Source organism: Paenarthrobacter sp. TRD_SC_7, from assembly GCF_056156245.1.
The window spans coordinates 848,134-874,963 of record NZ_CM149587.1 but is presented as its reverse complement, the minus strand read 5'-3'; the positions used below and the strand labels follow the sequence as shown (position 1 = coordinate 874,963).

Sequence of the window (26,830 nt, the reverse complement as noted above, 5' to 3'; positions counted from 1 at the left end):
GTTTTCCTGACGTCGTCGGAACTTAGGAGTTCTGCGGGAAGCCGAGGTTGATCCCGCCGTGGCTGGGATCCAGCCAGCGGGTGGTGACGGCCTTGCCTCGGGTGAAAAAGCCGACACCCTCAGAGCCGTGGGCATGGGTATCGCCGAACAGGGAGTTCTTCCAGCCCCCGAACGAGTAGTAGGCCATGGGCACGGGAACCGGGACGTTGATGCCCACCATCCCCACCTCAACCTCGTTCTCGAAGCGGCGGGCCGCACCGCCGTCGTTCGTGAAAATCGCAGTGCCGTTGCCGTACGGGTTGGCGTTGATGGTGGCGAGGGCCTCGTCATAGCTGTCCACCCGGACCACCGACAGCACCGGGCCGAAGATTTCGTCCTGGTAGATGGACATGTCCGTGGTGACGTGGTCGAACAGGGTGGGGCCCACGAAGAAACCGTCGCCTTCGGCGTCGGGAACGATGCCGCGACCGTCGACGACGAGCGTGGCACCTGCCGCTTCACCGGCGTCGACGTATCCCGAAACCTTGTCCCTGTGCTGGGACGTCACCAAGGGACCCATGTCGCAACCCCGCAGTCCGTCGCCGGTGCGCAGGCTTCGGGCACGATCAGCGATCTTGTCCACCAGCGCATCGGCGATCTCGCCCACAGCCAGGAGCGCCGAGACAGCCATGCAGCGTTCCCCCGCGGAACCGAAGCCGGCGTTGATGGCGGCGTCGGCGGCGAGGTCAAGGTCGGCGTCTGGCAGCACGATCATGTGGTTCTTCGCACCGCCCAGGGCTTGGACCCGCTTGCCGTGGGCGGTGGCCGTCTCGTAGACATACTTGGCGATCGGGGTTGAGCCCACGAAGGAGACGGCCTTGACGTCGGGGTGCGTCAGCAGGGTATCAACCGCCACCTTGTCCCCGTGAAGGACGTTGAAGACCCCATCGGGCAGCCCGGCTTCCTTCCAGAGTTCGGCGATCCAATTGACGGCTGTGGGATCCTTCTCGCTCGGCTTGATGATCACTGTGTTTCCGGCGGCGATCGCGATCGGGAAGAACCACATGGGCACCATCGCGGGGAAGTTGAACGGGCTGATGATTGCCACAGGGCCCAGTGCCTGCCGTATGGAGTGGATGTCCACCTTGGTAGAGGCGTTCTCCGTGTAGCTGCCCTTGAGAAGGTGCGGAATACCGCAAGCGAACTCCACTACTTCCTGTCCGCGGGTTACCTCGCCCAAGGCATCGTCCAGAACCTTGCCGTGCTCTGACGTGATAATCGCCGCGAGCTCGTCCTTGCGGGAGTTGAGGAGCTCACGGAAAGCGAAAAGAACCTGGGTACGGCGTGCCAGAGAGGTATCGCGCCATGCCGGGAAAGCTGCCTTCGCGGCGGCGACGGCGGCATTACCCTCATCGACGCCGGCCAAAGCAACCTGCCCGGTCACCTTCCCCGTGGCGGGGTTGGTGACGGACGCCGTTCGGTCTCCGGCCGGGACGTAGCGGCCGTTGATCCAGTGCTCGATGGTGTTCAAGAGTTCTCCTTGGTGCAGGGTGCCGTGATTCGAAGGTTGGAATCAGTCTGTCCGCCGTCGAATCCGCGCAGAAGAGCCCACGTGTAAAGGAATTCTCAGCGAGCCTTACACTGTGTAAATGCTGCCCACCGTTAACGCCATCCTCGATCTTCCTGTGTTGCGAGCCGCCGCCCCCAAGGTGCTTGGCGGGGGGACGGGTTTGGACACGCCCGTTCGTTGGGTGCACGTCAGCGAAATTCTCGACGTCGGCAACCTGCTGTCCGGCGGAGAACTGGTTCTGACAACGGGCCTTGAGCTTGAGAAATCCCCGGAAGAATCGGCGTCGTTCATCCGCTCATTGGAGGCAGCCGGAGCCGCAGGATTGATTGTGGAACTGGTCGGGCAACGGCAACGCAGCCGAACGGCCTTGGAGAAAGCCGCCAGTACCGCATCCATGCCGGTGGTTGTTGTGGAACATCGGGTGCGATTTGTCCAAGTCACGGAGATCGTCCACAGGATGATCGTGGCCGAACAACTGGAGCGAGTGGAACGTGCCCGGGACGTCCACGAAGCATTCACCATGCTGAGCCTGGAAAGTGCCGACACCCAACGCGTCGTGGAGCAAGCAGCCACCATGATCGGCGGCCCCGTAGTGCTGGAAGACCTCTCGCACCTGGTTCTCGCCTATGCCGGCCAGCAGGTGTCCACCACCGATCTTCTGGACGATTGGGAGCGACGATCCAGGACCACACCCTTCCCGGCGCAGACGGCACGGTCCGGTCCGGAGCAATGGCTGCAGGCCGCCGTAGGGGTACGGCAGCAAGTCTGGGGCAGGCTAGTAGTGCCGATGCCTCCCGCGGCTGTCGATGCCGATGAGGACATGGCAATTATGGTTCTGGAGCGGGCCGCCCAGACCCTGGCGATCAACCGGCTGGCTGACCGCGATCAACGCGAGCTCAGCCATCACGCCCAAGCCGGACTCCTGAGCGCTCTTCGCCAGCCCCGCGGACTCAGCGAAGCGGAGGCGCTGGCACGCGCAGGCTCCCTGGGTTTGAAACGCTCCTCTTACTACGTGCCGATCGTTTTCAGAACCTCTCTCCAAGCGTGGAGTTCCCCTGTCCTTCCCACCGACCCCTTCGCCGGGCAGCAGGACGAACGCGAACTTCTGGAGCGGCTGGCCAAGGCATTGAAGTCCAGCGCCGGCACAGCCTTGGCAGCCAGCATCCAGTCCGGCTCGGTGGGGATGGTCCTCGCCCTGCCGGCTCGGCAGCAAGAGGAGCCAACGCTGCAGATCCTGGCCGCGGCCGCCGCAGGGCCAAGGGTTGAAACGAGTTCCGCGATGCCTCCCGCGTGGATCGTCGGAGTTGGCCACATGAAGTCCACCCTCCTGGAAGCCGCTGCGGGCATCGACGAAGCGGCGCATGTAGCCGAGAGCGCCGCCACGCTTCGGGAGGCGGACAAGCCCTTCTATCGTGCTACGGACGTGCGCCTTCGGGGGCTGCTGGCCCTCTTGCGCAAAGATCCCCGCGTGCAGCAGTTCGTGGAGTCTGAGCTGTCCGCCGTCCTCCAAGCGGAGGCCGAAGGCAAAGGCGAATATCTGGAACTGCTGGGGCTTTACCTCGGATCCGGTGGCAACAAAGCCGCCATGGCACGCAGCGGCTACCTGAGCCGCCCCACGCTTTATGCGCGGCTCGCCAAGCTGGAGGAACTGCTGGCCGTAAATCTGGACGACGCCGAATCGCGAACCTCTCTGCATGTGGCGCTCCTGGCACACCTCATCCGCGGACAGTAACCGGGCGCTACAGGTGCGACCATGGACGGATGGCCAAACCCTTCACCCTCACGCAGCTGCGGTACTTCGCCGTGGTGGCGGAACTCGAGAACATGACGGCAGCGGCCCAGCGACTGATGGTGACGCAGTCTGCGCTATCCGCGGCGATGGCACAACTGGAAACGAGCTTGGCCACGCAGCTGTTCGTTCGCCACAAGTCGCGGGGCCTTCGACTGACACAGAGCGGCCGGCAATTCGCCAAGGACATCAAGTCCTTCCTTGAGCAGGCAGATTCGCTGTATGAGTCCGCGCGAGGCCTGTCCACCACGCTGGTTGGCGAGCTGAAAGTTGGCGTCTTCGCCCCGCTGGCGCCTTTCCGCCTTCCTGCCATCCTGCAGACGTTCGAAAGCCGGCATCCCGGCGTCGAGGTTTCCATTCTGGAGGCGGATCTGGCTACGTTGCAGGACGCACTGATGGATGGCCGTTGCGATGTCGCCCTCACCTACGGCCTGGGCCTTGGCAAGGGTTTCGCGTACAAGGTGGTGGAGCGGGTTCCGCCACACATCCTGGTCCACGAGGGGCATCCGGCGGCGGGCCGCCCGGAACGTGAAATCTCGCTGATGGAGCTCGACGGCGAGCCTTCTGTAGTGCTGGACCTTCCGCATAGCCGGGAGTACTACGAGCAGCTCTATGCCATGGCCGGAGTAGTCCAGAATGTCCGGCACCGATTCGCAGGTTATGAGACCGTACGCTCATTCGTTGCCAAGGGCCACGGCTATGCCATCCTCAATCAGCGGCTGCACAGTGACGTCACCTACTCAGGTGGAAAGGTAGTCCCGCTGGCATTGACGGATGCTTTCCCGCCGATCGAGGTGATGTTGGTCCGGCCGGAAGGAGTCCAGGCCACCCAACGGGTGTTGGCCTTCGAAGAGACCTGCCTGAAGTTGTACGGCGCCGTCCGGGACTAGGTCCCCACAGTGGGGTTATCGAATAAGTCGATGGCAGAATCAAAAACAATCAATTGGACAGATGTGATCCGCGTCACCGAAGGTTGAACCAGTCCAGCATCTGCACCACCGGGTAAATACCCCAAAGTGCCCGCCGTTGCAGTAAACGTCACCTCAGCTGGACCTCCGTTTGCCATCTTGATCAGAGGAGATTCGATGGTTCAGAACAGCGTAGAAAGTGTCCGCGTGGTTTCGGCCCACGGACCCATCCGCAACAACGAAGCAATATTTGCCGAAATCATTTCCCACAGCCGAAACACCGAATCGGCAGCAGGAAATCTGAGCACCCTAGCGTGGCAGTCATGACCCTCAATAAGCTCGCCGAGCAAGAATCGGCCCAGGATCCGGCACCGTCGACGCCCACCACCACCGGCAATGTCCAGCCCCACCACAAGTCCACAGTCATGCAGAAGCGTGTCCTGGCTGGCGGTAGCGTTGGCCAGTTCATCGAGTTCTACGACTTCACCCTCTACGGCCTCACGGCAGTGGTATTCTCTCAACTCTTCTTCCCGGGCAGCAACCCGCTGACGGCAATGCTGGCCACGTTCGCCACGTTCGGCGTAGCTTTCGTGGTCCGGCCCCTCGGCGGCCTGTTCTTCGGCGCACTGGGTGATCGGATCGGTCGGCGCCGGGTCCTCACCATCACGCTCATCGCGATCGGCGGAGCCACGGCCCTCATGGGGCTGCTCCCCACGTACGCCCAAATCGGGGCTTGGGCCCCGGCCCTCCTGGTACTCTGCCGGCTGATCCAAGGATTCTCCGCGGGTGGCGAATCCGTTGGTGCGCCGTCCTTCGTTTTTGAACATGCGCCCGTCAGCAAACGGGGTTTCTGGCTCAACATCACCATCGCAGCAACGGCGCTGCCATCGGTGGTGGCGGGCACCATGATCCTGATCCTCAGCCAATCCATGCCTAACTCGGCCTTCATGGAATGGGGATGGCGTTTACCGTTCCTGCTGGCCCTCCCCCTTGCCTTGTTCGGAGTGTGGATCCGCAGCCGCACCGAAGAAAGCGATGTCTTCAAGAAGGCACAGTCCGGGCAGACCAAGGAATTCAGCCCCATCCGCGAGGCCTTCCGCGAAAACAAGCTCCGGATGCTGCAAGTCATCTTCGTGATGGGCCTGACAGCCATGGGCTTCTACTTCCTGTCCGCGTACTTTGTCTCCTACGTTCAAACCACAGGAAAACTGAGCCGTGAGCAGTCGCTCATGGTCAACGCCGCGGCACTGGCACTCTATGCCGTACTCCTACCGATCGGCGGGCGACTCGGGGATCGTTTCGGTCGCAAGCCAATGTTGATCGCCGGTTCCACTGCCCTGGCTTTGCTGTCCATCCCGAGCTTCATGCTCGTAACCAGCGGCAGCTTGCCCTTGGCGCTGCTCGGCCAATCAATCTTCGTGGTGGCACTCTGCATCTACGGTGGCGGCTGCTACACCTTCTTCGTCGAGATCTTCACAACCAAGACCCGCTTCACCTCCGCAGCGGTCAGTTACAACGGCGCGTACGCGATCTTCGGCGGCACCGCCCCGCTGATCGGCACCGCACTGGTTGGAGCTACCGGGGTACCGCATGCGCCGGGCCTGTACATGGCGGCAGCTGCCGCCGTCGTACTTCTCTTGATCCTCTTCACCAAGGTGCCGGAGACCCGCGGCCGCATGGGCTAGCACCCACCGAGCCCACCACTTTTCAGAGCACTGTAAGGATTTTCCATGACCTCTTCAGCTTTTCTCCAGGACTTCCACCACGTGGCCACCATCGGCGCCACAGCCAATAACGGCGTCGACCGCCAAGCCGCGACGCCGGATGATGCAAAGACCCGCGCGTGGTTTGGACAGTGGGTTCACGACGCCGGATGGCAGCTTCAGGTGGATGGCATCGGCAATATGTTCGGGCTGCTTGAGTGGACGCCCGGGGCGCCCTTCATCCTGATCGGTTCCCATCTGGACAGCCAGCCGTTGGGTGGCCGATTCGACGGCGCCTACGGTGTGATTGCCGCCCTGCACGCGGCCAAGGCCATTGACCTCGAAGTCAGGGCGGCCGGCACTGCGCCCCGCTTCAACTTGGCCGTCGTCAACTGGTTCAACGAGGAAGGCGGCAGGTTCGCACCTTCCGTCATGGGAAGTTCCGTTTTCACGGGGCTGTTTGACCGTGAACAGATGTTGTCCGTCAAAGATCTTCAGGGGGTCTCAGTCCGTGAGGCGTTGAAAGGCATTGGTTACCTCGGCACGGACGCTGGACCGAAGGCCGCGGGCTACGCAGAAATCCATATAGAGCAGGGCCGCATCCTGGAACGGGAAGGAATCAGCATCGGATTGGTGGACAGCAGCTGGTACACGCAAAAGCTGGACATTGAAGTGCTGGGCGAACAGTCACACACCGGTGCAACCGCCATGGCAGACCGGCATGATGCCCTGGTGGCGGCGTCGAAAATCATCCTGATGGTCCACGAGGTTACCAAGGACTTCGACGAGGAGGCGCTGGTCTCTTCGGTGGGCCAGCTGACGTTGGAGCCCAACTCGCCAATCGTCGTCGCACGTCGCGTGCACCTGGTCGCGGACTTGAGGTCCGGCGACCCGGAGATCGTCAATGCAGCCCGCGCCAGGTTGCTGGCCGACATTGACGCGCTGGCCGCTGAACACGACATCAAGGTCAACGTCAAAGACTTCGATATCCGCCCCATCCGACGTTTCCCGGAAGCCGGGCTGGAACTATCAGCCAAGATCGCGGCCAACCTTGGGCTGTCTTCCCGCCGCATCCAGACCATGGCCGGGCACGATTCCGTGGCCATGAACACGGCCGTTCCGTCGGTGATGTTGTTTATCCCGAGCGTGGACGGCGTATCCCACTGCGAGCGCGAATTCACCAGCGACGAGGACATGGTGACGGGCGTGCAGATGCTGACGGGTGTTGCCCGGGAACTGGTGCAGGGAGAGCTGGCATGACCGCGTTGCACTACCTCGACGCCAGTACGGCCCTGGGTCTGTTCCGGAGCCGTGAGCTATCCCCGGTTGAACTCCTGGAAGCGCTGATCGACCGCATCGGGGAGGTAAACGGCGGCGTCAATGCGCTGACAGAGACACTCTTTGAGGAAGCCCTGCCAGCGGCACGAAAGGCAGCCACCCAGTATGCCCGCGGACGCGATATCACTCCCCTGCTGGGGTTGCCGGTGGCTGCAAAGGAAAAGCACGGGCTTAAGGGCCGCACGCTGTCCCAGGGTTTGATGGCGCGGAAGGACACCATTGCCGTGGCCGACCATCCTGTGATTGACAGGATCCGAAGGGCCGGCGGAATCATCCACGCCCGAACCACCACGCCGGAATTGAGCTGCGCCACTGTCACACACAGCCCGCTCTGGGGTGTCACCCGAAACCCGTGGAACCAGCAGTTCTCCCCCGGTGGGTCCTCGGGAGGTTCAGGTGCGGCGTTGGCTGCAGGGTTCGCGCCCTTGGCCACGGCGTCCGACATCGCTGGATCAACCCGGTTGCCGGCGTCGTTCACTGGAACAGTCGGCTACAAGGCGCCCTACGGAAGGATTCCAGGGTTAGCCCCATTGTCAGCGGACCACTACCGTGGCGATGGACCCATGGCACGTACCGTGGCAGACACGGCATTGCTGGCGAACATCATGTCCGGGCGGCACCCCGGTGATCACACCACAGTGGCCGACGCTGCGTCCATAACTCCGGATCCGGCATCGGTGGCCGGCTTGCGGATCGCGCTTTGCCTACGTTTGGGCAATTACCCTGTAGCTCCCGACGTCGAGGCCAACACCCGTAGAGTGGCGGAAGCACTGACGGCGGCTGGGGCCGTGGTGGAGGAGATCGTCCTCCCCTGGACCGTCGAGGAGATCAGCAGAACCATGTTTACGCACTTCGGATATCTGCTGGGTCCGGCCATGGAGGGCGAAACGGCCGGTAGCGAGCCACAGCTTGCCGCCTACACCAGGCGCTTCATGGCTGACGCCCGCGCGGCAGCCGAGGCCAACCGATATGTGGACGGGCTGCGGGCCGAAACCCTCCTGCAAGGGCAGCTCGCCGAGGCCATGACCGGATTTGATGCTTTGTTGTGCCCGGCATCGGCTGTGCCGGCTTTGGATGCGGACGCCGACTACCTGGACGGAATCGACGCCAATGGTCAACACCTCAGCCATTACTGGCAAGCGCATATGACAGCGCCGTTCAACATTGCCAATCGATGCCCGGTCCTGGCCGTTCCCAGCGGCATGGCAGACTGCGGTATTCCCACAGGGGTGCAGATTGTGGGTCATCCCTTCGACGACGCGACCGTATTCCACATCGGTGCGGCCGTGGAATCGGTGCTTCCGTGGGCTGATCGCCACCCCATGGCACACGAATTCGCTGGGCACTTCGGGTAGCGGAGAGCCACCCTACGCGCTTACAAGCCCCGCAACCTCGGCAACGAGCTCCACGGACCGCAAGCGCTCTTCGGTGCCGATGCTCTGGTGGGCCACGATCAGTTCGTCGGCGTCAGCGAACGCCGTGAACTCGTCGAGGTAATCGCGCACCACATCTTTGGTACCGACGGCGGAGAACTTCATCATCTGGGCGATGTGCTGGCCCTGCGGGGAATCCAGGACCATGTCTGCTTCATCGTCCGTGAACTCGCGGCCGCCACCAAAGAACAGGGAGACGCGGGCGCGCTTCACGGCGAGGTGGATGGCTTGCGCCTGAGCATTGGAGTCAGCGGCCGTAACGTTCACGCCAGCGATCACGTGCGGCTCCGACAACTGATCCGAGGGCTTGAATTCGCGGCGGTAGATGGCCACAGCATCCTGCAGCGCCGCGGGGGCAAAGTGTGAAGCGAAAGCGTAAGGAAGACCCAACTGGGCGGCCAACTGTGCGCCGAACAGCGAGGATCCCAAGATGTACAGCGGCACGTTGGTACCCTTGCCCGGCGTCGCTTCAACACCCTGGATGCGGGTGGGACCGGTGAGGTAGCCCTGCAGTTCAAGGACATCCTGCGGGAACCTGTCCGAGGACGTGTGGTCGCGGCGCAGCGCACGCATGGTGTTCTGGTCACTACCGGGGGCCCGTCCGAGGCCGAGGTCGATCCGCCCCGGATGCAGGGTCTCCAAGGTGCCGAACTGCTCCGCGATGGTCAGTGGCGAGTGATTGGGCAGCATGACACCACCGGCGCCGAGGCGGATGGTGTTGGTGTGCGCGGCTATGTGGGCGATCAGGACGCTGGTAGCCGAGGAGGCGATGGCGGACATGTTGTGGTGCTCGGCGTACCAAACACGTCGGTACCCCAGCTCTTCGGCCTTCTGCGCCATTGCCACGCTGCCCGCGAGGCTTTCCGCCGCCGTCTGGCCCTTCCCGATGGTTGCCAGGTCGAGGATGGAAAGAGGAACAGTCACAGGAAAGGCCTTTCGGTACGTTTTTTGTGCCCGCACGGTTGATTGCCGGGCACTCTAGCGACAACGACGACGACACCCGGCTTATTTCTGTGAGTTGCGTCGCGCGCTTCTTTCACAAGGTTTCGGGACAGTTTTGTGACCCCGTTCGACGCCCGATTAACCGCCGTGAACCCCTGTATCCCAGCGTTTCAGACCGCTTTGACCGTCTACCAGGGACTGCCGGATAGTTGCAGCCACAAGTACGCATCAGCCCACCCTGTCGCGATGATCAGGGGAACCCAAGGAGAAACAATGGCACGTTTTGCTCGCAAGACCGGCGCCACCGCGGCGCTGGCCGCTACGGCGTTACTGGGGCTGGCGGCCTGCTCCGATCCCGGGGCAACGGCCGCAACGGGGGCGTCAGCGCCGGCGTCGAACGCTTCTTCCAGCTCGTCCACCAAAGAGTTCAACCTGACGCCCCAGCAGGACCGCATCAAGGTGACGGTGGACTCCGCCGCGGCCGCGCTTGTGCCGGACGCCTCCAAGGCGGACGGCAAGTTGACCGTGGTGACCACCGGTGGCACTCCCCCGTTGAGCACGTTCGCCACGGACAACAAGACCCTCATTGGCAGCGAAGTGGATATTGCTTACGCGGTGGGCGAGAGCCTGGGCCTGCAGGTGGAGGTGCTGCCGGTAGCGTGGGCAGACTGGCCCCTGGGCGTCGAATCGGGCAAGTACGAGGCCGTCCTCTCCAACGTCACTGTCACCGAGGCACGCAAGGAGAAGTTCGACTTCGCCACGTACCGCAACGACCTCCTGGGCTTCTACGCAAAGACAGACTCGGACATCTCCACCATCAAGGAAGCCAAGGACGTGGCCGGGAAGCGCATCATCGTCGGCTCGGGCACCAACCAGGAAGCGATCCTGGTGCGCTGGGACGGGGAGAACAAGAAGAACGGCTTGAAGCCCGTTGAATTCCAGTATTACGACGACGACTCCGCCTCCCAGCTCGCCCTCCAGTCCGGCCGTGCTGACCTGACGTTCGGGCCCAACGCGTCCGCCGCGTACAAGGCCGCGAAAGATGGAAAGACCAAGGAAGTGGGCACGCTCGAAGGCGGCTGGCCCCTGAAGGCTGAAATTGCCTTCACCACCCAGAAGGGCAACGGCCTTGCGGTCGCCGCCCAAGCTGCGCTCAACACGCTCATCAAGGACGGCAACTACGCCAAGATCCTGGACCGCTGGGGTCTTTCATCCGAAGCCATTCCCGCGTCCGAATTGAACCCGGCAGGCCTGCCCAAGAAGTAGCTCGCTCACCCAAGTAGCGGTCAGGCGGCGCTGCCGCACCGTGGTGTTAGAAAGTGTGTGCGGGGTGTAACACGGGTCTGTTGTTACCGGGCGGGGCGGTGGATCATGGGATTGTCTGCTGTGGTTGAGGTCGCTGTGACCTTGGTGCCTTTGTGCCCGTCAAGTAGCGTGACCCGGAGGACTCCACGGGCACCGTGGATTGTTGCTTTGAGCACGAGTGTTAGATTCCTGAATAGTTTCCCTGTCCTCCCCGTGGCAGACACCTAACTAAGGAGCTACAGGGGTAGGAGGGTGCAATGGATATCGTGCACGAGCGGGCCGCGGGGTTGGATATTTCCAAGCGGGACGCGAAGGTCTGTGTCCGGGTTCCGGGGACGCGGGCGGGGACTTACATCTCACGGGTTACGACCTGGGGTGCAACCACACAATCGATCTTGGAACTGCGGGACTTCCTGGAGCGTGAACGGGTTTCTGCCGTGGTGATGGAAGCGACCAGCGATTACTGGAAGCCCTTCTTCTATCTGTTTGAAGAGACGTTGCCGGTGATGCTGGTCAATGCCAAGGCTGCACGGAATATCCCCGGGCGCAAAACCGATGTTTCGGACGCGGCGTGGTTGGCGCAGTTGGCCGCTTACGGGTTGCTCAAGGGTTCCTTTGTTCCACCCGAGCCAATCCGTGAACTCCGGGACCTGACCCGCGCCCGTGCTATCGCCGGCAGGGACAGGACCCGAGAGATCCAGCGGCTGGAGAAATTTCTGGAGAGCTCGGGAATCAAGCTTTCCTCGGAGGTCTCGGACCTGATGGGGGTCTCGTCCAGAGAGATGCTTGAGGCCTTGATCAGCGGAGAACGTGATCCTCAGGTATTGGCAGGAATGGCTCGAGGAACCTTGCGCTCCAAAGTCCCTGCCCTTGTTGATGCCCTTACCGGCAGGTTCAAGCCTCACCACGCATTCATGGCAAGGCTGCATCTGGACCAGATCGATGCCCAGACCCGAACCATTGAGGCGCTCACCGGGCGGATCGAGGAGGCTATGGAACCCTTTCGTGAAGCCAGGCAGGCCCTGGCCACCATCCCCGGAGTATCCCTCAAAGTTGCCGAAGTGATCATCGCCGAAACCGGTGCAGACATGCGCGTCTTCGAAACGCCGGCCCGGCTCGCGTCCTGGGCCGGCGTCTGTCCCAGCGCCAATGAATCCGCCGGGAGGATCAAGTCCAGCCACATCATGCCCGGCAACAAATACCTCAAAGCCGCTCTCGGCACCTCAGCCCTATCAGCGACACGAACGCAAGGCACGTACCTCGCAGCCAGATACCACCGCATAGCAGCCCGCCGCGGACCCATGAGAGCGGTCGTAGCGATCGAGCATTCCATCCTGACAGCGGCATGGCACATGCTCGCCAACGGCGAGTGCTACACCGACCCGGGCGCAGACCACTTCACCCGCATCAACCCATCCCGCGCGAAAAACAACGCCATCAAACAACTCAACAACCTCGGCTACAACGTCACCATCAGCCCAACCACCGCAGCCTGAGTCACCACTACTTTCGTATTAGGTCGCAGCTGAGCGCGTTATGAGCCCTCAAAACGCGCCCTGCTGCGACCTACTTGGGTGCGCCTAGAAGTGGGCGGGGTCCGTGTTGGCTCCGCACAGAATGACCGCCACCGTTTCGCCGTCGTGCGGCTTGTACGCTCCTGAGAGCAGCGCTGCATAGGCTGCCGCAGCGCCGTGCTCCACCACGATGCGATGCTTCTCCCACAAGCTGCGTCGTGCCCGGACAATGTCCTCGTCCGAAACCAGCACGCTTTGGACACCGGTGCGTCGGGCAACTCCGAAGCCGATCTCTCCGATCCGCCGGGCCCCGAGGGAGTCGGCTGCGATCCCGGAGACCGCAACGTCCACGGGCTCACCCTGGGCCAGCGCCGTATGCAGGGTGGGGACAGTCTCGGGTTCGACGCCCACCACGTGCGCCCTGCCTTCGGCGGCTGCGGCAATTCCACCCATCAACCCACCGCCGCCAACAGCAACGAGGATCGTGTCGACGTCGGGCAGTTCATCCAGGAGCTCAAGCCCAACGCCACCTGCGCCGGCCACGATCTCGGGCTGGTCGTAAGCGTGGCAGTAGACGGCACCTTTCTCCTCAGCGAAGCGGATCGCTGCGGCATACGCCTCTGCGTATTCGGCGCCGCCCTGGACTACCTTCGCGCCACTGGCATAGAGCTTATGGACCTTGTTTGCCGGAGCCGACTCAGGAACGAACACCGTAGCCGGGACTCCCAGTTTGGCTGCGGCGTAAGCGTTGGCAAGGCCAGCATTGCCACCGGAAGCCACCACGATGCCCACGTTCGGATCCAGTTCCCCGCTTTCCTTCGCCGTGAGCAGGCGGTTGAAGGCGCCGCGGGCCTTGAACGAGCCCGTGTGCTGCATGTACTCGCATTTGAACCACAGGTGATAAGGCTCTTGGTTGCCGCTCTCGGCCAGCGGCGTATGGCGAACCCAACCGGCTGTTCGTGAGTACGCTGCTTCTACTTCTTCGCGTGTGACCATCGTGGCTGCACCTTTCGTCCGTTTCATCCTATGGTTTGGAGATCCAGGAAATCCCGTTCCGGATCAGGAAACGGACGAGGGCTTGGCGAACGAAATTCACGAAGTCTTGCTGGTGGTGCAAGGACGAGAACGAAGAGATCACCGAATTCGAAGTTGCCCGCACAGGTATCGGTATGAACAGAACGGGATCCCATGAGCGATTTGCCGAAGTACCGTCATGGAGGCAGAGACAAGGAGAACTACGGCCCTGACCTGAACCTCCGTCGTAAACGTCGCCGGCTCGCCTTCGCCATCACCATTGGAGCCACAACGTTTCTCGCGCTGCTGTTGTGGTTCGCATGGGCGCTCCTTAGCGCCTTGACCGGACACCAGGTCTAGCCGCTGGTCCTTCCGGTGGAGGGTCGCTGGAGTTCGCGGGTCCGCTGTCGCCGGTCGAATTCACGGAGCTACTGAGGGTTTCCCGCAGCGTCTGGCTCCTCGGCGTACTCGTCGCGTGCGCTGATCAGCAGACCCAGCACGGCGCCCACCACACACACGATCGCGGTGATCGAGAAGATCTCGCCGTACTGAAGGGCGTACGCGTCGCGGACCCGGCCGGCCTCGGCTGACAATCGTTCCGCGAGGGTGTCGCCGCCCGTACTGGCGGGCAGGCTGGCCAGATGCTGGTTGAACCGGTAGAGGCCCCATGCGCTCAGCGCCGCGATGCCGAGCAGCATGCCGATCATGCGGGCGACCACGACCGCTGCCGATGCGATCCCGTGTTGGGCGGCGGGAACCACCCTAAGCGTCGCTGATGTCAGCGGGCCGATCACCAGGCCGAGACCGAGGCCGGCGATGGCCAGGTCGGTGTCCAGTGTGGGCAGGGTGAACAGTCCGAGATCGTGTCGTGCCGTCAGCACATCGACGGGCCATTTCGAGATCAACAGATAGCCCACGGCGGCGAGGAGCAGGCCGGCGAACGTGACGATCCGGTCGCCGATCCGGGTGGCCAGCCATCCGCCGAGTAGCGCCCCAACCGGCAATGCGATGAGGAAGCGCAGCAGCAGGAGGGCGGCCTGGTTCTGGTCTTGGCCCAGGACGCCCTGACCGAAAAGCTCGACGTTGACGAGGGTCACCATGAGAGCTGCCCCGGCGGCGAACGACGCGCCAAGTGCCGCTAGGAACGGTCTGAGGTGCATTCCTGTCGTTTCCAGCAAGGGGGTGCGGGCAAACCTTTCCCAGAGGAAGAACGCGACGCTCGCCACGGCCGCGGCGATCAGCATTGGCATTCCCCAGATGGGCAGCACCAGTTTGCCGTCGGGCTTGGGGTTGTAAAGCCCGATAACTGTCAGGCTCAGGGCGATGGCCAGCAGGAGACCGCCGAGCACGTCGACCTTCTGGGGATCATCGGTTCTTTGCCGGCCGGGCAGGGTGAAGTGGATCATCACCATCGCGATCACCGCAAGCGGCACGTTGACCCAGAAAACGGCCTGCCAATGCTGGAACAGACCGACCAAGGCAATGCCGTACACCGGGCCGAGCACGCTGCCAAGTTCCTGTGCGGCACCGACACTGCCGAGCACAGCTGCGCGGTTGCGCGCAGCCCACAGCTCGGCGGCCAAGGCCATCGTCACCGGCAGCAGCGCGCCACTGGCGGCGCCCTGGAGAGTGCGGCCGAGGACCAACACGGGGAGCTCGGTTGACAGTGCCGTGACCACGGATCCGAGCGCGAAGCCGGCCAAACTGACTTGGATGAGCATCTTCCGCCCAAACCGGTCCGAGGCCCGACCCAGTAGCGGCATTGCCGCGATATAGCCGAGCAGATAGCCGGTGATGATCGGGGTGACCCGTTGGAGCTGATTCACTCCGATGCCGACGTCGCGCATGATGTCGGTCATGATCGTGACGACGACGTAGGTGTCGAGCGCGCCCAGCGCTACTGCGAGACTGGCCGCGCTGATCGCGATGCGGCGGTTGGTCGACACCCGCCTGGTGGCAGGGGTCGGGGCCTGGATCACATCGCCGGTTTGTCGACGGTGACCGGTTCGCCCCACTTGGACAGGGCCATTGTGACGCTGTTACCAGGGCTGGGCTCCAACCGGGCCTGCATCAGCTCGCGGTTGCCGCCCTCAGAGATCCAGACGGTGCCAGGCACGGGGCCCGTCGCCGCGATTTGCGGGGAGATTTTGTTGACTGCGTCCGCGGTGACGTTGCCCTTGATGCGTACAGTGGCCTCGCCCTCGACGGTCTCCTGGCCGTCGATCTTGGCATCGGAGAAGTTGGCGAGCACGTTGGCCAGCCCCACGTCGGGGTCCAGGATCGTGGCGGGGTCGTAGATGTTGGATGCCGGCCCGAAGTTAGTCAGTCTGGCTCCCGGCGTGATGGCGGCCCAGAGGGCGCCGTCGGAGACTACAAACCCGACCCCTTTGAGCTGCTGGCCAAGGTGTGTCATGTCGAGTGTGCCCTTGGCGGCGACTGCGGGAGTCCGTGTGAGATCGCCCTGGATCGCCTCGACCGGCAGTCCGGCGATCTGGCCCTCAACGGAGAGTACGAGATGCGCGCTGGTCTGCCCTTTGGTGGTTTCACTCGACTCTTGCAACAGGGCAACGGGGTCGGGCGAGGCCTCCGGCGATGGGGAGGGGGATGGGGCGGTGCACCCTGCAACGAGGGCGACCACGGCGATGAGGGGCGCGAAGATCGCCACAAAGCGGCTCTGCTTGGATGCACTGTACATGGCCGAATCGTACACCTCTGCGTCACGCTGCTGAAGGCTTAATTAGCACTTTGCCTGTGAAGATTTGATCCCTGCGGGTCCTGGCCCGCTGACACAACCGTCAGGGCCTGTTTCCTTGCGTGGCCGGCCCCGGACCCAGCCGCATAGGCTTGATCTCATGTCCGTTGACTTCGTCCTCCGCCCCTCCGTAGCCTCCGACGCTGCCTGGATTGCCGAACTGCGCGCCGTGGTGATGCGGCCGGACCTCGAACGGTTGCAGCGTTTCGACCCTGTTCGTGTTCGTGAACGCTTCCTGAACGGCTTCCAGCCCGAGCACACGTACATCATCCATTCGGACGGCGTCGATGCCGGAGTGATCGCCATCAGGCCCGAGCCGGATAGCCGATGGATTGAACACTTCTATGTGGCTCCGGCACATCAGGGCAAAGGATTGGGAAGTGCTGTGCTTCGCCACGTGATGTCGGCTTCCGTGGACGAGCGCCCGTTCCGTCTGGACGTGTTGCAAGGGAGTCCTGCCCGTCGCCTCTACGAACGTCACGGCTTCGTGCTTGAGGCCGAGGACCCGATCGACGTCTTCATGGTGGCCCCCGCCAACCCCTGACCACACGGACCGAAGTGCGGTAACCTCAGCACACACCACGCGGCAACGACGCGAAACTTTCCGGGGGGGGAAAAAATGGGGATCTTTCGATCGCGCTCGTTGAGTCGCTCTGTCACGACCGTACTTGCAATGGGACTCTTGGGTTCCGGGCTGCTCGGGGTTACCCCAGCCACTGCAGCATCCCAGCCGACACCGTATATCGACGGCGTACCCTACGTCGGTTCCGAGATGAGACGACAGTACAACTACGACTATTGGGGCTGCCGGAACCCCGACGGTTCCGGGGACGGGATCACCTTGGAATGGTTGCGCGACGGCGAACCACTGCCCGCCGAGCGTCAGGGTGAAACTTTGCGGGTCCTCCCTGAGGATCAGGGCAGCCGTATCTCCTTGAGGGTTTACCCGCTCACGCCCGGCGAACCCGGCTGTCCTACCGGCACCCAGCTGAGCGCCCAAACCAAACCGATCAAGGCCTCAAGCAGGGCCATGGGCTGGACGGGCCGGGGTAACTTCGAACCCCTTGCCCGCACCCACGATGGCCGGCTCATCCTCTACCCTCGCACCTACACCTACTACAAAGGCATGTGCGAGGGCCCGTGCCCGGTCTATTTCGGCTCATGGGATGAACCCCGGCAGGTCGGGGCGGGTTGGAACATGTTCAACATCGTCTTCTCCCCCGGAGACTTTGATGGCGATGGGTTCAACGATCTCCTGGCGAGGAACGCGTCCGGCCAGTTGTTCCTGTACCCCGGTGACGGCGACGGCGGTTGGCTTCCAACCCGGCAAGTCGGCGCCGGCTGGAACGTCTTCAACTCAATCGTCGGCCCCGGGGATTTCAACGGCGACGGAACCAACGACGTCCTCGCCAGGAATGCTGCGGGCGATCTGTTCCTCTATCCCGGAAACGGCAGCGGTGGCTGGCTGGCTCCATCAAAGGTGGGATGGGGCTGGCAGGTCATGAACAAGATCATCCCTGGCGGCGACATGAACGGTGACGGCACCGTGGAGGTCTTCGGCCGGGACCACAGCGGTGGCCTTCAGCTATATTCAGCCGACGGTCAAGGCGGCTGGGGCGCCCAGGCATACATGGGTGGTGGATGGAATGACTTCAAGGATGTCGCAGGTTTGGGTAGCTACGCCCATCAGAAATACAACAACCTTGTTGCCGTCAACGCCAACGGCGACCTCGTGTTGTATTCAACTGGCGCCATGACCACCGGCCTCTACGGGCCCCAAGGTCCTGTGGGCAGCGGTTGGAACGTGTTCAGGGAACTGCTCTAACCGTCATCAGGAGGAATTTGTGGAAACCGCACTTACTTTCACAGGGAGATTCAGGGTTCCGTCTATCCTTCTGGCCGCCGTCCTGGCCTTCACCGGGAGTGTGACAGCTGCTCACGCGGCGGACACCCCGGACCAGGAGGCACAGATCGATGGTGTCCCCTATGTTGGTGCCCAGCTGAGGCTTCGGTTCTCCGCTGAGTTCCTCGAGTGCAAAAACCCGGACGGAACCACCCCTGATGGTGTCGCCTTGGAGTGGCAGCGGGACGGCATCCCCCTGCCTGAGGAGCGCCAGGGGGAAACTCTCAAGGTTGTTCCGGAGGACCGGGACCGTACCATCACCCTCAAGGTGACCCCATCGACACCCGAGGAACCGGGCTGCCCGGACGAGCCCCAGCTGACCAGCCTCACAGCCCCCATCAAGGACTCGCCCCGCGCCATGGGGTGGACCGGGCGAGGCAACTTTGAAGTCATCGGGCGAACGTATGACGGCAGGCTCGTCCTGTACCCACGAACTTATGAATACCTAAAGAACATGTGCGGCGAACTCCCCTGTCCGTGGTACCACAACACCTGGGATCAACCGTTCCAAGTCGGTGTGGGCTGGAATATCTTCGATATCGTCTTTTCACCGGGGGACTTCGACGGTGACGGGAACAACGATCTCCTGGGTCGGGATGCCGCTGGCGACCTGTTCCTCTACCCAGGCGACGGCCGCGGAGGCTGGCTTCCGCAGAGGCAAGTGGGTAATGGTTGGAACGTCTTCGACTCCATCGTCGGACCCGGTGATTTCAATGGCGATGGCAGCAACGACGTCCTTGCCAGGAACAGCGCCGGGGACCTCTTCCTCTACCCGGGAGACGGCCGGGGCGGCTGGCTCCCACCGTCCAAAGTTGGTTGGGGATGGCACGTCATGGACAAGATCATCACAGTCGGCGACATGAACTCTGACGGCGCAGTGGACATTCTCGCCCGGGATTTCGCCGGGAACCTGTATCAGTATCCCGCCAACGGGAGCGGTGGCTGGCGCGCCCGGATAAGCAAAGGCGGAAACTGGGGTGTTTTCCCTGAGATGGCGGGATTGGGCAGTGTGCGCCACGACAAAAACAACGACTTGGTTGTTGTGAATCAAGCAGGTGGCCTGTTCCCTTCGGACGTGGCCTTTGGCGGCATGTACCCCATAGGTACGGGCTGGAACATTTTCAAGGCCCTGCTCTAATTCCTCTGGACGGACTAAAGCGGTTGCCCCCACACCGTTAGCTGGAGGCTGACGGTGTGGCGGGAAGCGTCGACGACGGCGGCACTCGAGCCGCCGCCGTCGGGCGCTGTTCCATGCCGGCCCGGCTGGAAGCCGAGCCGACGAAGCCAGTTCTTCAGCACGCGTTCTACCCTCATCAGAGCTGCACGGAGGCTTCGGCCCGCGCTGGCGTCTCCAGCCCCAGGTTTTCGCGCAACGTAACGCCCCGGTACTCCGTGGGGTAAACACCGCGTTCCTGGAGCTCTGGCACCAGGTTGTTCACTATGTCGTCGAGGCCAGTGGGGATGAGCCACGGGGAAATGTTGAACCCGTCCACGGCGCCAACCCGGGCGAACTCCGCGAGGTGATCGGCCACGGCGGTGTAGGAGCCGGTGAACGTGGCATCGATGCGTGCCGTCTTCGAGGTGACGAACTGGCGGATGGAGTAGCCCTTGTCCTTGGCTTCGGCCCTCCACTGATCAGCCAGCTGACGGGCCTTGGCCCCGTGGAAGCCGCTGCCCCGGGTTTCCGAAGTCTCCTCGACCACAGGATCGATCTCCGGGAGGGGACCATCCGGATCGTAGGAAGAAAGCTCTCGGCCCCAGAACTGTTCCAAATAGGCAATGGCCTGCTGCGGACCGATCTGCAGGCTGCGGACCCACGCCTTCTTCTCCTGCGCTTCCTGGTCAGTGGCGGCAAGGATGAACTCGCTGGCAGGCATGATCTGCACGGCGTTGGCATCGCGACCGGCTGCGACTGAGCGTGCCACGATGTCGCGGCGGAACTCCACCGCGTCATCGAACTTGGGGTGGGCGGAGAAGATCACGTCTGCCTGGCGGGCTGCGAAGTCGCGTCCGTCCGGGGAGTCGCCGGCTTGGAAGAGCACGGGGCGGTACTGGGCACTGCGAGGTAGGCGCGGGGTGACGTCCACGGTGTAGTGCTGGCCCTCGTGGAGCACCCGGCGTGCCGGACCGGTGGGAGTTTCCCACGAGTCCCAGATGCGCTTGGTAGTTTCCACGAAAGCTTCGGCGTGCCTGTAACGGTCAGCATGGTCCAGGTAGCCACCGCGGCGGAAGTTCGCACCGGTCCAGGCGTTGTCCGTGGTGACGATGTTCCACGCAGCCCGGCCGCCGGAGATCAGGTCCAGGGAGGACAAGCGGTGTGCGAGGTCCGCGGGGTCGTTATACGTGGTGTTCTGCGTGGCCACCAGGCCGATGTTCTTGGTGACTGCGGCCAGTGCGGCAAGCATGGTCTGGGCGTCGGGCCGACCCACAACATCAAGCGCATGGGGACGCCCCAGGTGCTCGCGGAGGCGCAGTCCTTCGCCCAGGAAGAAGGCTGCGAACTTGCCGCGCTCGGCGGTCTGGACAATCCGCCGGAACGACTCAAAGTCTGTTTGCGAACCCGACTCTGCAGCCTTCCAGATGGTGCCGGAGTTGACCCCCTGGAAGAAGATCCCGAACTGGATCTGGCCGCTCGGTTGGAAAATAGCACGGTTGTGCTGTGTCATGGTGATCCCCCTACTTTCCGGCGGCAGCAGTAGCCGCGGCAGTGGTCGAATAGCGGCTTTCCGGGCGCTTCAGCCCGAGGACATCGCGGAATGTGCCGTCTTGGATGGGCGGCCGCAAAGCACCGCGACGGCGCAGCTCCGGGAGGACGAGTCGTGAAAGCTCATCCAGCTCCACGTCCAGGACAGCTGGGTGGAGTCGCACGCCATCGGCTTGCTGGAGAAGCGAATCGAGGAGCTCGGTGAGTTCTGCTGCGGAACCGACGAACCGCGCAAGTCTCGTTTCCTCTGCGACTCCGGAGCGCGAGGCAGCAGCCTGCCCACGCGAGTCCAGGGCGACGTCGAGCTCTGCAACAATCGCTACCGAAGAACCAAGCCGGGCACGCACGTCGCGGATCTCGGCGGCAAGCAACTCCGGAGTCGGAGCGGAAACCAGTACGGCATCCACGGCATCGGCAGACACCAAGCCGTCACCCACCAGCGACGCCGGGGCAAGCACCGGAAGCTGTCCTTGCAGTGGCCTTGGAATGATGGACGGGCCCTTCACGGAATAGCCCGGACCAGGAAAATCAGAGGGAGTTTCGAAGTCCGCATAGTGCAGCTTGTCGACGTCGATATAACGCCCGGTAGCGACGTCACGGATCACGGCGTCATCCTCCCAGGAGTCCCACAGCCGGCGGCCGACCTCTATGGACGCCGCAGCTTCCTGTGCCAGCGCGTCGCCCTGAACAAAGGAACGTCCGACGGCGGCAGCGGCCTCGGGCGACTCCGCTGCTGTCGCGATCCACCCGGCACGCCCGCCGGACACGTAGTCCAAGCTCGCAAGCTGCGTGGAGATGTGGAACGGCTCCGTATAGACGGTGTCCACCTCAGGGACCACTGCGATGGTCCGTGTTACAGGACCGGCAAACGCGGCACGCTGCAGGGCGCTGGCGCGACCGGCTTTCGGCGCGTCCTTGAAGGTTGCCACGTGGAAACCTGCGGACTCGGCGGCGAGGACAGCGCGGGCAAGGTTTTCATACCCTGCGCCGTCGAGTTCGATGGCCAGGAATCCGGCCTTACTTTCTTTGGAGGAAGTCACTGCTGGTCCTGACGTTCGTAGGGAATCTTTTCGCCGGCTTCGATGGCCACGGGAAGCCGGTTTTCGACGGGCGGCAACGGGCAGGTGGCGAGGTCGGTGTAGGCGCACGGCAGGTTCACGGCCCGGTTGAAGTCGAGCTTCACGGAGCCATCGGCTGCGGGGACCACGGACAGCGAGCGGTTGGCTGCGTAGGTGGTCTTGCCGGAGGTTTGGTCCGTGAACAGCACGGACAACGACCCCGGGGCGTGCCCATTGAAGGCGGTTAGCGCCAGTTCCTCACCAGCCAGCTTGAAGCGAATCTCGCCCGGAGCTTCGTACACGTGCTGGATACCCTCGACGGCGGCACCCACCGTGGTGGGGCGCGGAGCCTCGAACGGTACAAACGTACCCGCCACGGCAAACGCCGCGTTGGGTGTGTAGGCGGGCGTGCCCTGGTACTCCTGCAGGAGCTGATTCTGCGGGCTTCGCGGCCGCACGATGTACTCACCGCCGCGCTTGGCCACCTCGATCACCGTATCGCCGGACACCAGGTTGATCCCGCCGCGTTCCTCGATCGGACCGAACTCAAGGGCTGTGCTCGAGTCGGCGTTCAGTTCCACCCCGTCCTGCTGCAGGCTTTCGCCCGGTTCCAGGACAACGCGCACGACGTCGTCTTCCGCGCTCCAGATACCCGGCGCACCTTCCAGCCGGGTTGCGTCGCTGCTGAGCCAGTGCAGGTGGGTCACAGCGAGGAAACCGTGCGGGTGGGCGCGGTGGCGCTCATGGGCGTCGTGCCATTCCTGCCATTCCTCATCAAAGGATTCGAGTGCTGTTTCAGTGTGCGTAGACATATGTATCGCTCCTGTTGAAGGCGTGGTCTGCGGTGACGGTTGCTGCGGCGTCCGGTTCGGTGGCTCCGGCGAACTCCGGTCGGCCAGCGAAGGGATCCCCGGCTTCCCACAGCGTGGTGGGTGCCGCGGTGCGGACGGCCGGAATGACCTCGTGCGCGAAGCGCTCCAAGATCTCCAGTTGCTGTTCGAAGGGCAGCGTCGTGGGCAGTGAGATCGACTGAAGATCATGGTTGTACAGCGAGTGGTAGCTCAGGATCTTGTCGATCACTTGCTCCGGGCTGCCCACAAGTGCCGGCCCTTCGGCTACGGCGTGCTGGATGTCCCGGAACGGTGAGTTGTTGCCGGGGACGTTACGACTGGCAGTAAGGCCTTCGTACACCGGACCATACTGGCGAATGGCTTCCTTCGTGGTATCCGCGATGAACACTCCGCCCGCTCCACTGCCCGAGCCCAAGTACTGGTGCCGGGGATCGTGACCGTGACGCTCGTACTCTTCGCGGTAGTGGTCAATCAGGACTTTGTAGTTCTCCCGGGGCTGGATGGCGTTGGCCGTGAACAGCGGATCTCCCCACTTGGCGGCGAGCGCAGCAGACGTCAGGGTTGTAGCCGAGCCGTGCCAAATCCGGGGCGACCCCGCGAAGGGGCGGGGCGTCGTCGTGGTTGGTTCGGTGAGCGCCGGCCGGAAGCGACCGGACCACGTGACGCTTTCCTTGCGCCACAGCGTGCGGAGCAGCACGTACTTTTCGGCCAGGAGGTCCCATTGGTCATCCAATAACAGGCCAAACAGTGGGTACTGCAGGATCTCGTTGCCCTTGCCGATCACCAGTTCAAGGCGGCCACGGCTGAGCTGGTCGATGGTGGCGTAGTCCTCGGCCACGCGCACTGGATCCAGTACAGAAAGCACGGTGACGCCGGTCTGCAGGCGGATGCGGCTGGTGACGGCGGCTATGGCGGCGAGGATCGTCGTCGGGGATGACGAGACGAACTCGCCGGCGTGGCGTTCACCCACGGAGAAGCTGTCGAAGCCTAGTTCCTCGGCCCGGCGGGCGGTCTCCACCACTTGGTTCAGCCGGTCAGCGGTGGAGACAATCTCCCCCGTCACCGGGTTCTTCAGGTGGGGAATGATGTCCAAGACTTGGAACTTCATTTGCCGGTACCAAAGGTCGCTTCGGTGACCGTCTTGGACTCCGGGATGGCTTCCTCGGACAGGCCCCAGCGTTCCAGGACCTTGCCGTAGGAGCCGTCCTTGATGGTGGAGTTCACGGCATCGGTGATGGCCGGCGCCAGTCCGTTGTCCTTCAATGTGGTGGCAGCCACCAAGGTCTCGGCGGGCCAGCCGGCGTTGACCTTGCCTACTACTTTGAGGTCGTCGCGGGTGTTCTCGCGGTACGTCACGGATGGGTACGGAGCCAGGTTGAGATCGGTACGGCCGGAAGAGAGCGCCAGGATGGTGTCGGCGTCCGAGGAGTAGTACTGGAGTGTCGCCGGCGCTTTGCCCTTGGCCTCGAGTTCCTTGTTCCACGCCAGCAGGATCTTCTCCTGGTTGGTACCGGAGCCTACGGAGATCTTTAGGCCGGAAATATCATCCGATCCCTTGATGTCGTAACTGGAGCTCTTCTTCGCCTCGAAGCCCATGTAGGCGGCGCGGTAGGTGGAGAAGTCGAACAACTTCACGCGGGCCGCGTTGATGCCCACGTTGGAGAACACAGCTTCGAAGTCGCCGGACTGGGTCTTGAGCGGCCAGTTCTCCCACGACGTCACTTGCAGGTCGAGTTCCAAGCCGAGCTTGTCGGCCACGAGCTGGGCGATGTCCACCTCCACACCAATCGGAGTTTTGTCGTCCGTGGCGTGGAAGGACAGCGGAATGGAGCCCGCGGTGGTGGCCACGGTCAGCTTGCCGTCCTTGGCGATGGCGGCAGGGACAACGCCCGCTGCAGTGGCGTCCTTCTCGGCGCGGATCCGGTTCTGGTCCACGGACGTGTTGTAGACGATGCCATTCTTGGCAGCTTCCGATTCCGGCTTGGCTGCCGACGCTCCAGGATCGGAGCAACCTGCAAGCGCAGGAAGTACGACGGCGGGAAGTACGGCGAGCGCCAGGAGCCTGGACTTTGTAGTGCGAAGCATGGGGAGTCCTAGATGTTGAAAGCTGGTTCGATGACTTTGGAGAAAAAGCTGCGGGTGCGTTCCTCACGGGGGTTGGCGAAGATGTCCTGCGGAGTGCCGGACTCGACGATCTGGCCCTGGTCCATGAACACCACGGTGTCCGCGACGTCCCGGGCGAAGCCCATCTCGTGCGTAACCACAATCAGCGTGGTGCCGGACTTGGCGAGCTCACGGATGACGTCCAGGACCTCGTTGACGAGTTCCGGGTCCAGCGCCGAGGTGGGCTCGTCGAAGAGCAGGATCTTGGGATCGAGTGCCAGCGCGCGAGCAATCGCAACGCGCTGCTGCTGGCCCCCGGAAAGCTGGCGCGGGTGGGCATAGGCGCGATCCTTGAGGCCTACCCTGTCCAAAAGTTCGAGGCCGCGCTTCCGGGCTTCCGCTTTGGGGCGTTTCTGAGCCACGATCGGCGCCTCGATGACGTTTTCGAGTGCGGTGAGGTGTGGGAACAGGTTGAAGCTCTGGAACACCATGCCAATGTGGGTGCGCTGCTTGAGGATGTCTTTCTCACGGAGCTCATGGAGTTTGTTGCCCCGGACCTCGTAGCCCACCAGTTCACCGTCGATGGTGATGTAACCGCCGTCGACCTTTTCCAGGTGGTTGATGGTGCGCAGCAGGGTGGACTTGCCGGAGCCGGACGGACCAACGATCACGGCGACGCCGCCCGGAGGAACAGACAGGGAGACACCCTTGAGGACCTCGGTTACGCCGAAGGACTTCCGGACGTTGGTGATGTCTACTTGGCCACGGGTGGCGGCTGGCGCCGTGCCGGCCGAATCGCGAGCCTGAGCTTCAGCCTGAGTTTCGTCGGACGGCCGGGCCGCCGTCGTGGATTCTTTGCGTGCGGCGATGATGCTCATCGGGCGTCCTTCGTGGGAGAGGCAGCAACGTGGGTGGTGAAGAACTTCCGGGCCCTCTGCAGAGGCGTGAGCGGCAGGGTCCGCAGGGCGCCCTTGGAGAAGTGGCGTTCGATGTAGTACTGGAAAACGCTCAACACCGAGGTGATCACCACATACCAGAGCGTGGCGACGAGCAGCAGCGGAAGCACTTGCTGGGTCCGGTTGTAGATGACCTGAACCGTGTAGAAGAGTTCGGAGTAGGCCAGGACGTAGACAATCGAGGTGCCCTTCACCAGGCCGATGATCTCGTTGAACGCATTGGGCAGGATGGCGCGCATGGCCTGCGGCAGCACGATCCTTGTGGAGCGCTTCCACGCCGGGATGCCCAAGGCGGAGGCCGCCTCCAGTTGGCCTTGGTCCACGGAGAGAATGCCGCCGCGGATGATTTCGGCGGAGTAGGCCGCCTGGTTCAGCGTGAGTCCCAGCACGGCAGCCGCGAACTGGCTGATGAGCGTAGTGGTCTGGGCCTCGAAGAAGCGGAGGTCGGTGAACGGGATGCCCAGGCTGATCTTCTCGTAGAGGTAGCCCAAGTTGTGCCAAAGCAGGAGTTGGACCAGCAGCGGCGTGGAGCGGAAGATCCAGGAGAACGTCCAGGACACCGAGACCAACAACGGCGAGGCGGACAGGCGCATCAGGGCAAGGACGAAACCGAGGACGAAACCAAGGACGCCGGAGATCGCTGTGAGCTTGAGGGTCTCGATGAGTCCGTTGACTACCGACTGGGCGGTGAACCATTCGGCCACCACGCCCCACTCCCAGCGGGGGTTGGTGACCAGCGACCAAGCAATTGCGGCAACGCCGGCAGCTACCAGTACGGTGCCCACCCATCGCCAGGGATGCCGGGCCGGAACCAGCTTGTACTCGGAGTAGTCCGGGGTGGGCGGTGCAGTGTCCGCCGTGGCAGGCGGTGCGATTGCACTCATGCGCCACCTCATTTCAGATCGATTGTTGTCTATCGGATGGCTGCCAATCTAGGGGTGCGTGAAACCCCGCAGCAAGGCGGGAATTTGCACTTCTTCACTGGACTTCGCGGGGCTTCTTGGGGGT

Annotated in this window: 26 protein-coding genes; 12 read left to right on the top strand and 14 right to left on the bottom strand. The window is 63.1% G+C overall.

The window, feature by feature from the left end; genetic code table 11:
* Positions 1 to 22: 22 nt before the first annotated feature.
* Positions 23 to 1,510, bottom strand: a complete 1,488-nt coding sequence (locus AC0J5Z_RS04345) for a CoA-acylating methylmalonate-semialdehyde dehydrogenase (RefSeq protein ID WP_475037675.1) — start codon at positions 1,508 to 1,510, stop codon at positions 23 to 25.
* Positions 1,511 to 1,628: 118 nt separating this feature from the next.
* On the opposite strand from AC0J5Z_RS04345, the gene AC0J5Z_RS04340 reads away from it, so the two are divergent.
* From AC0J5Z_RS04340 to AC0J5Z_RS04315, 6 genes are all read left to right on the top strand, one after another.
* Positions 1,629 to 3,281 (top strand): PucR family transcriptional regulator, encoded by a 1,653-nt coding sequence (locus tag AC0J5Z_RS04340; protein WP_475037674.1) that lies wholly within the window; start codon positions 1,629 to 1,631, stop codon positions 3,279 to 3,281.
* A gap of 29 nt (positions 3,282 to 3,310) precedes the next feature.
* Positions 3,311 to 4,228 carry a LysR family transcriptional regulator gene (locus AC0J5Z_RS04335; RefSeq protein WP_091469746.1) on the top strand — a complete coding sequence of 306 codons (918 nt, stop codon included), beginning with the start codon at positions 3,311 to 3,313 and terminating at the stop codon, positions 4,226 to 4,228.
* A 195-nt stretch (positions 4,229 to 4,423) separates the two neighbouring features.
* Positions 4,424 to 4,573 carry a hypothetical protein gene (locus AC0J5Z_RS04330; RefSeq protein WP_475037672.1) on the top strand — a complete coding sequence of 50 codons (150 nt, stop codon included), beginning with the start codon at positions 4,424 to 4,426 and terminating at the stop codon, positions 4,571 to 4,573.
* The gene (locus tag AC0J5Z_RS04325; protein ID WP_475037671.1) at positions 4,570 to 5,931 is read left to right on the top strand and encodes an MFS transporter; all 1,362 of its coding nucleotides are present in this window, start codon (positions 4,570 to 4,572) and stop codon (positions 5,929 to 5,931) included. Before AC0J5Z_RS04330 ends, AC0J5Z_RS04325 begins: the two co-directional genes overlap by 4 nt.
* A gap of 45 nt (positions 5,932 to 5,976) precedes the next feature.
* On the top strand, positions 5,977 to 7,209 hold the full coding sequence (locus AC0J5Z_RS04320) for a M20 family metallo-hydrolase (protein WP_475037670.1): 1,233 nt from the start codon (positions 5,977 to 5,979) through the stop codon (positions 7,207 to 7,209).
* Positions 7,206 to 8,642 carry an amidase gene (locus AC0J5Z_RS04315; protein WP_475037669.1) on the top strand — a complete coding sequence of 479 codons (1,437 nt, stop codon included), beginning with the start codon at positions 7,206 to 7,208 and terminating at the stop codon, positions 8,640 to 8,642. The genes AC0J5Z_RS04320 and AC0J5Z_RS04315 overlap by 4 nt, the downstream gene beginning before the upstream one ends.
* A gap of 12 nt (positions 8,643 to 8,654) precedes the next feature.
* Here the strand turns inward: AC0J5Z_RS04315 and AC0J5Z_RS04310 are convergent, their stop codons facing one another.
* A complete protein-coding gene (locus AC0J5Z_RS04310; RefSeq protein WP_475037668.1) occupies positions 8,655 to 9,644 on the bottom strand; it encodes an LLM class flavin-dependent oxidoreductase in 990 nt (329 codons plus the stop codon).
* A 291-nt stretch (positions 9,645 to 9,935) separates the two neighbouring features.
* Between AC0J5Z_RS04310 and AC0J5Z_RS04305 the strand changes: the two genes are divergently transcribed.
* Positions 9,936 to 10,928: an ABC transporter substrate-binding protein gene (locus AC0J5Z_RS04305; RefSeq protein ID WP_475037667.1), complete on the top strand. Its 993-nt coding sequence runs from the start codon at positions 9,936 to 9,938 to the stop codon at positions 10,926 to 10,928.
* 83 nt (positions 10,929 to 11,011) lie between these two features.
* Here the strand turns inward: AC0J5Z_RS04305 and AC0J5Z_RS04300 are convergent, their stop codons facing one another.
* Positions 11,012 to 11,143, bottom strand: coding sequence for a hypothetical protein (locus AC0J5Z_RS04300; protein ID WP_475035766.1), 132 nt, complete (start codon positions 11,141 to 11,143; stop codon positions 11,012 to 11,014).
* An 81-nt stretch (positions 11,144 to 11,224) separates the two neighbouring features.
* Between AC0J5Z_RS04300 and AC0J5Z_RS04295 the strand changes: the two genes are divergently transcribed.
* Positions 11,225 to 12,463 (top strand): IS110 family RNA-guided transposase, encoded by a 1,239-nt coding sequence (locus AC0J5Z_RS04295; RefSeq protein ID WP_475035764.1) that lies wholly within the window; start codon positions 11,225 to 11,227, stop codon positions 12,461 to 12,463.
* Positions 12,464 to 12,547: 84 nt separating this feature from the next.
* Here the strand turns inward: AC0J5Z_RS04295 and AC0J5Z_RS04290 are convergent, their stop codons facing one another.
* On the bottom strand, positions 12,548 to 13,477 hold the full coding sequence (locus tag AC0J5Z_RS04290) for a threonine/serine dehydratase (RefSeq protein WP_475037666.1): 930 nt from the start codon (positions 13,475 to 13,477) through the stop codon (positions 12,548 to 12,550).
* Positions 13,478 to 13,669: 192 nt separating this feature from the next.
* On the opposite strand from AC0J5Z_RS04290, the gene AC0J5Z_RS04285 reads away from it, so the two are divergent.
* Complete coding sequence (locus AC0J5Z_RS04285) at positions 13,670 to 13,855, top strand: hypothetical protein (protein WP_475037664.1); 186 nt, start codon at positions 13,670 to 13,672, stop codon at positions 13,853 to 13,855.
* A 68-nt stretch (positions 13,856 to 13,923) separates the two neighbouring features.
* Here AC0J5Z_RS04285 and AC0J5Z_RS04280 read toward each other — a convergent pair whose 3' ends face one another.
* Together AC0J5Z_RS04280 and AC0J5Z_RS04275 are read right to left on the bottom strand one after the other, a co-directional pair.
* Positions 13,924 to 15,441: an MFS transporter gene (locus AC0J5Z_RS04280; RefSeq protein ID WP_475037662.1), complete on the bottom strand. Its 1,518-nt coding sequence runs from the start codon at positions 15,439 to 15,441 to the stop codon at positions 13,924 to 13,926.
* A 29-nt stretch (positions 15,442 to 15,470) separates the two neighbouring features.
* Positions 15,471 to 16,190 (bottom strand): LppX_LprAFG lipoprotein, encoded by a 720-nt coding sequence (locus AC0J5Z_RS04275; RefSeq protein ID WP_475037660.1) that lies wholly within the window; start codon positions 16,188 to 16,190, stop codon positions 15,471 to 15,473.
* 157 nt (positions 16,191 to 16,347) lie between these two features.
* Between AC0J5Z_RS04275 and AC0J5Z_RS04270 the strand changes: the two genes are divergently transcribed.
* From AC0J5Z_RS04270 to AC0J5Z_RS04260, 3 genes are all read left to right on the top strand, one after another.
* A complete protein-coding gene (locus tag AC0J5Z_RS04270; protein ID WP_475037659.1) occupies positions 16,348 to 16,791 on the top strand; it encodes a GNAT family N-acetyltransferase in 444 nt (147 codons plus the stop codon).
* A 75-nt stretch (positions 16,792 to 16,866) separates the two neighbouring features.
* Entirely contained in the window at positions 16,867 to 18,072 is a 1,206-nt protein-coding gene (locus AC0J5Z_RS04265; protein WP_475037658.1) for an FG-GAP repeat domain-containing protein, read from the top strand.
* Between the two features lie 19 nt (positions 18,073 to 18,091).
* Positions 18,092 to 19,288, top strand: a complete 1,197-nt coding sequence (locus AC0J5Z_RS04260; RefSeq protein ID WP_475037657.1) for an FG-GAP-like repeat-containing protein — start codon at positions 18,092 to 18,094, stop codon at positions 19,286 to 19,288.
* Between the two features lie 14 nt (positions 19,289 to 19,302).
* Here the strand turns inward: AC0J5Z_RS04260 and AC0J5Z_RS04255 are convergent, their stop codons facing one another.
* The 8 genes from AC0J5Z_RS04255 to AC0J5Z_RS04220 are packed head-to-tail and all read right to left on the bottom strand — an operon-like array spanning position 19,303 to position 26,706.
* Positions 19,303 to 19,464 carry a hypothetical protein gene (locus AC0J5Z_RS04255; protein ID WP_475037655.1) on the bottom strand — a complete coding sequence of 54 codons (162 nt, stop codon included), beginning with the start codon at positions 19,462 to 19,464 and terminating at the stop codon, positions 19,303 to 19,305.
* Entirely contained in the window at positions 19,464 to 20,816 is a 1,353-nt protein-coding gene (locus AC0J5Z_RS04250) for an NtaA/DmoA family FMN-dependent monooxygenase (RefSeq protein WP_475037654.1), read from the bottom strand. Before AC0J5Z_RS04250 ends, AC0J5Z_RS04255 begins: the two co-directional genes overlap by 1 nt.
* Positions 20,817 to 20,826: 10 nt before the next feature.
* Positions 20,827 to 21,894, bottom strand: a complete 1,068-nt coding sequence (locus tag AC0J5Z_RS04245; RefSeq protein WP_475037653.1) for an LLM class flavin-dependent oxidoreductase — start codon at positions 21,892 to 21,894, stop codon at positions 20,827 to 20,829.
* Entirely contained in the window at positions 21,891 to 22,724 is an 834-nt protein-coding gene (locus AC0J5Z_RS04240; protein ID WP_475037651.1) for a DUF1684 domain-containing protein, read from the bottom strand. The genes AC0J5Z_RS04245 and AC0J5Z_RS04240 overlap by 4 nt, the downstream gene beginning before the upstream one ends.
* The gene (locus AC0J5Z_RS04235; protein WP_475037650.1) at positions 22,708 to 23,871 is read right to left on the bottom strand and encodes an LLM class flavin-dependent oxidoreductase; all 1,164 of its coding nucleotides are present in this window, start codon (positions 23,869 to 23,871) and stop codon (positions 22,708 to 22,710) included. Before AC0J5Z_RS04235 ends, AC0J5Z_RS04240 begins: the two co-directional genes overlap by 17 nt.
* Positions 23,868 to 24,848 carry an ABC transporter substrate-binding protein gene (locus AC0J5Z_RS04230; protein ID WP_475037648.1) on the bottom strand — a complete coding sequence of 327 codons (981 nt, stop codon included), beginning with the start codon at positions 24,846 to 24,848 and terminating at the stop codon, positions 23,868 to 23,870. Before AC0J5Z_RS04230 ends, AC0J5Z_RS04235 begins: the two co-directional genes overlap by 4 nt.
* Before the next feature lie 8 nt (positions 24,849 to 24,856).
* Complete coding sequence (locus tag AC0J5Z_RS04225; RefSeq protein ID WP_475037646.1) at positions 24,857 to 25,744, bottom strand: amino acid ABC transporter ATP-binding protein; 888 nt, start codon at positions 25,742 to 25,744, stop codon at positions 24,857 to 24,859.
* Positions 25,741 to 26,706 carry an amino acid ABC transporter permease gene (locus tag AC0J5Z_RS04220; protein ID WP_475037643.1) on the bottom strand — a complete coding sequence of 322 codons (966 nt, stop codon included), beginning with the start codon at positions 26,704 to 26,706 and terminating at the stop codon, positions 25,741 to 25,743. The genes AC0J5Z_RS04225 and AC0J5Z_RS04220 overlap by 4 nt, the downstream gene beginning before the upstream one ends.
* Positions 26,707 to 26,830: the final 124 nt, after the last annotated feature.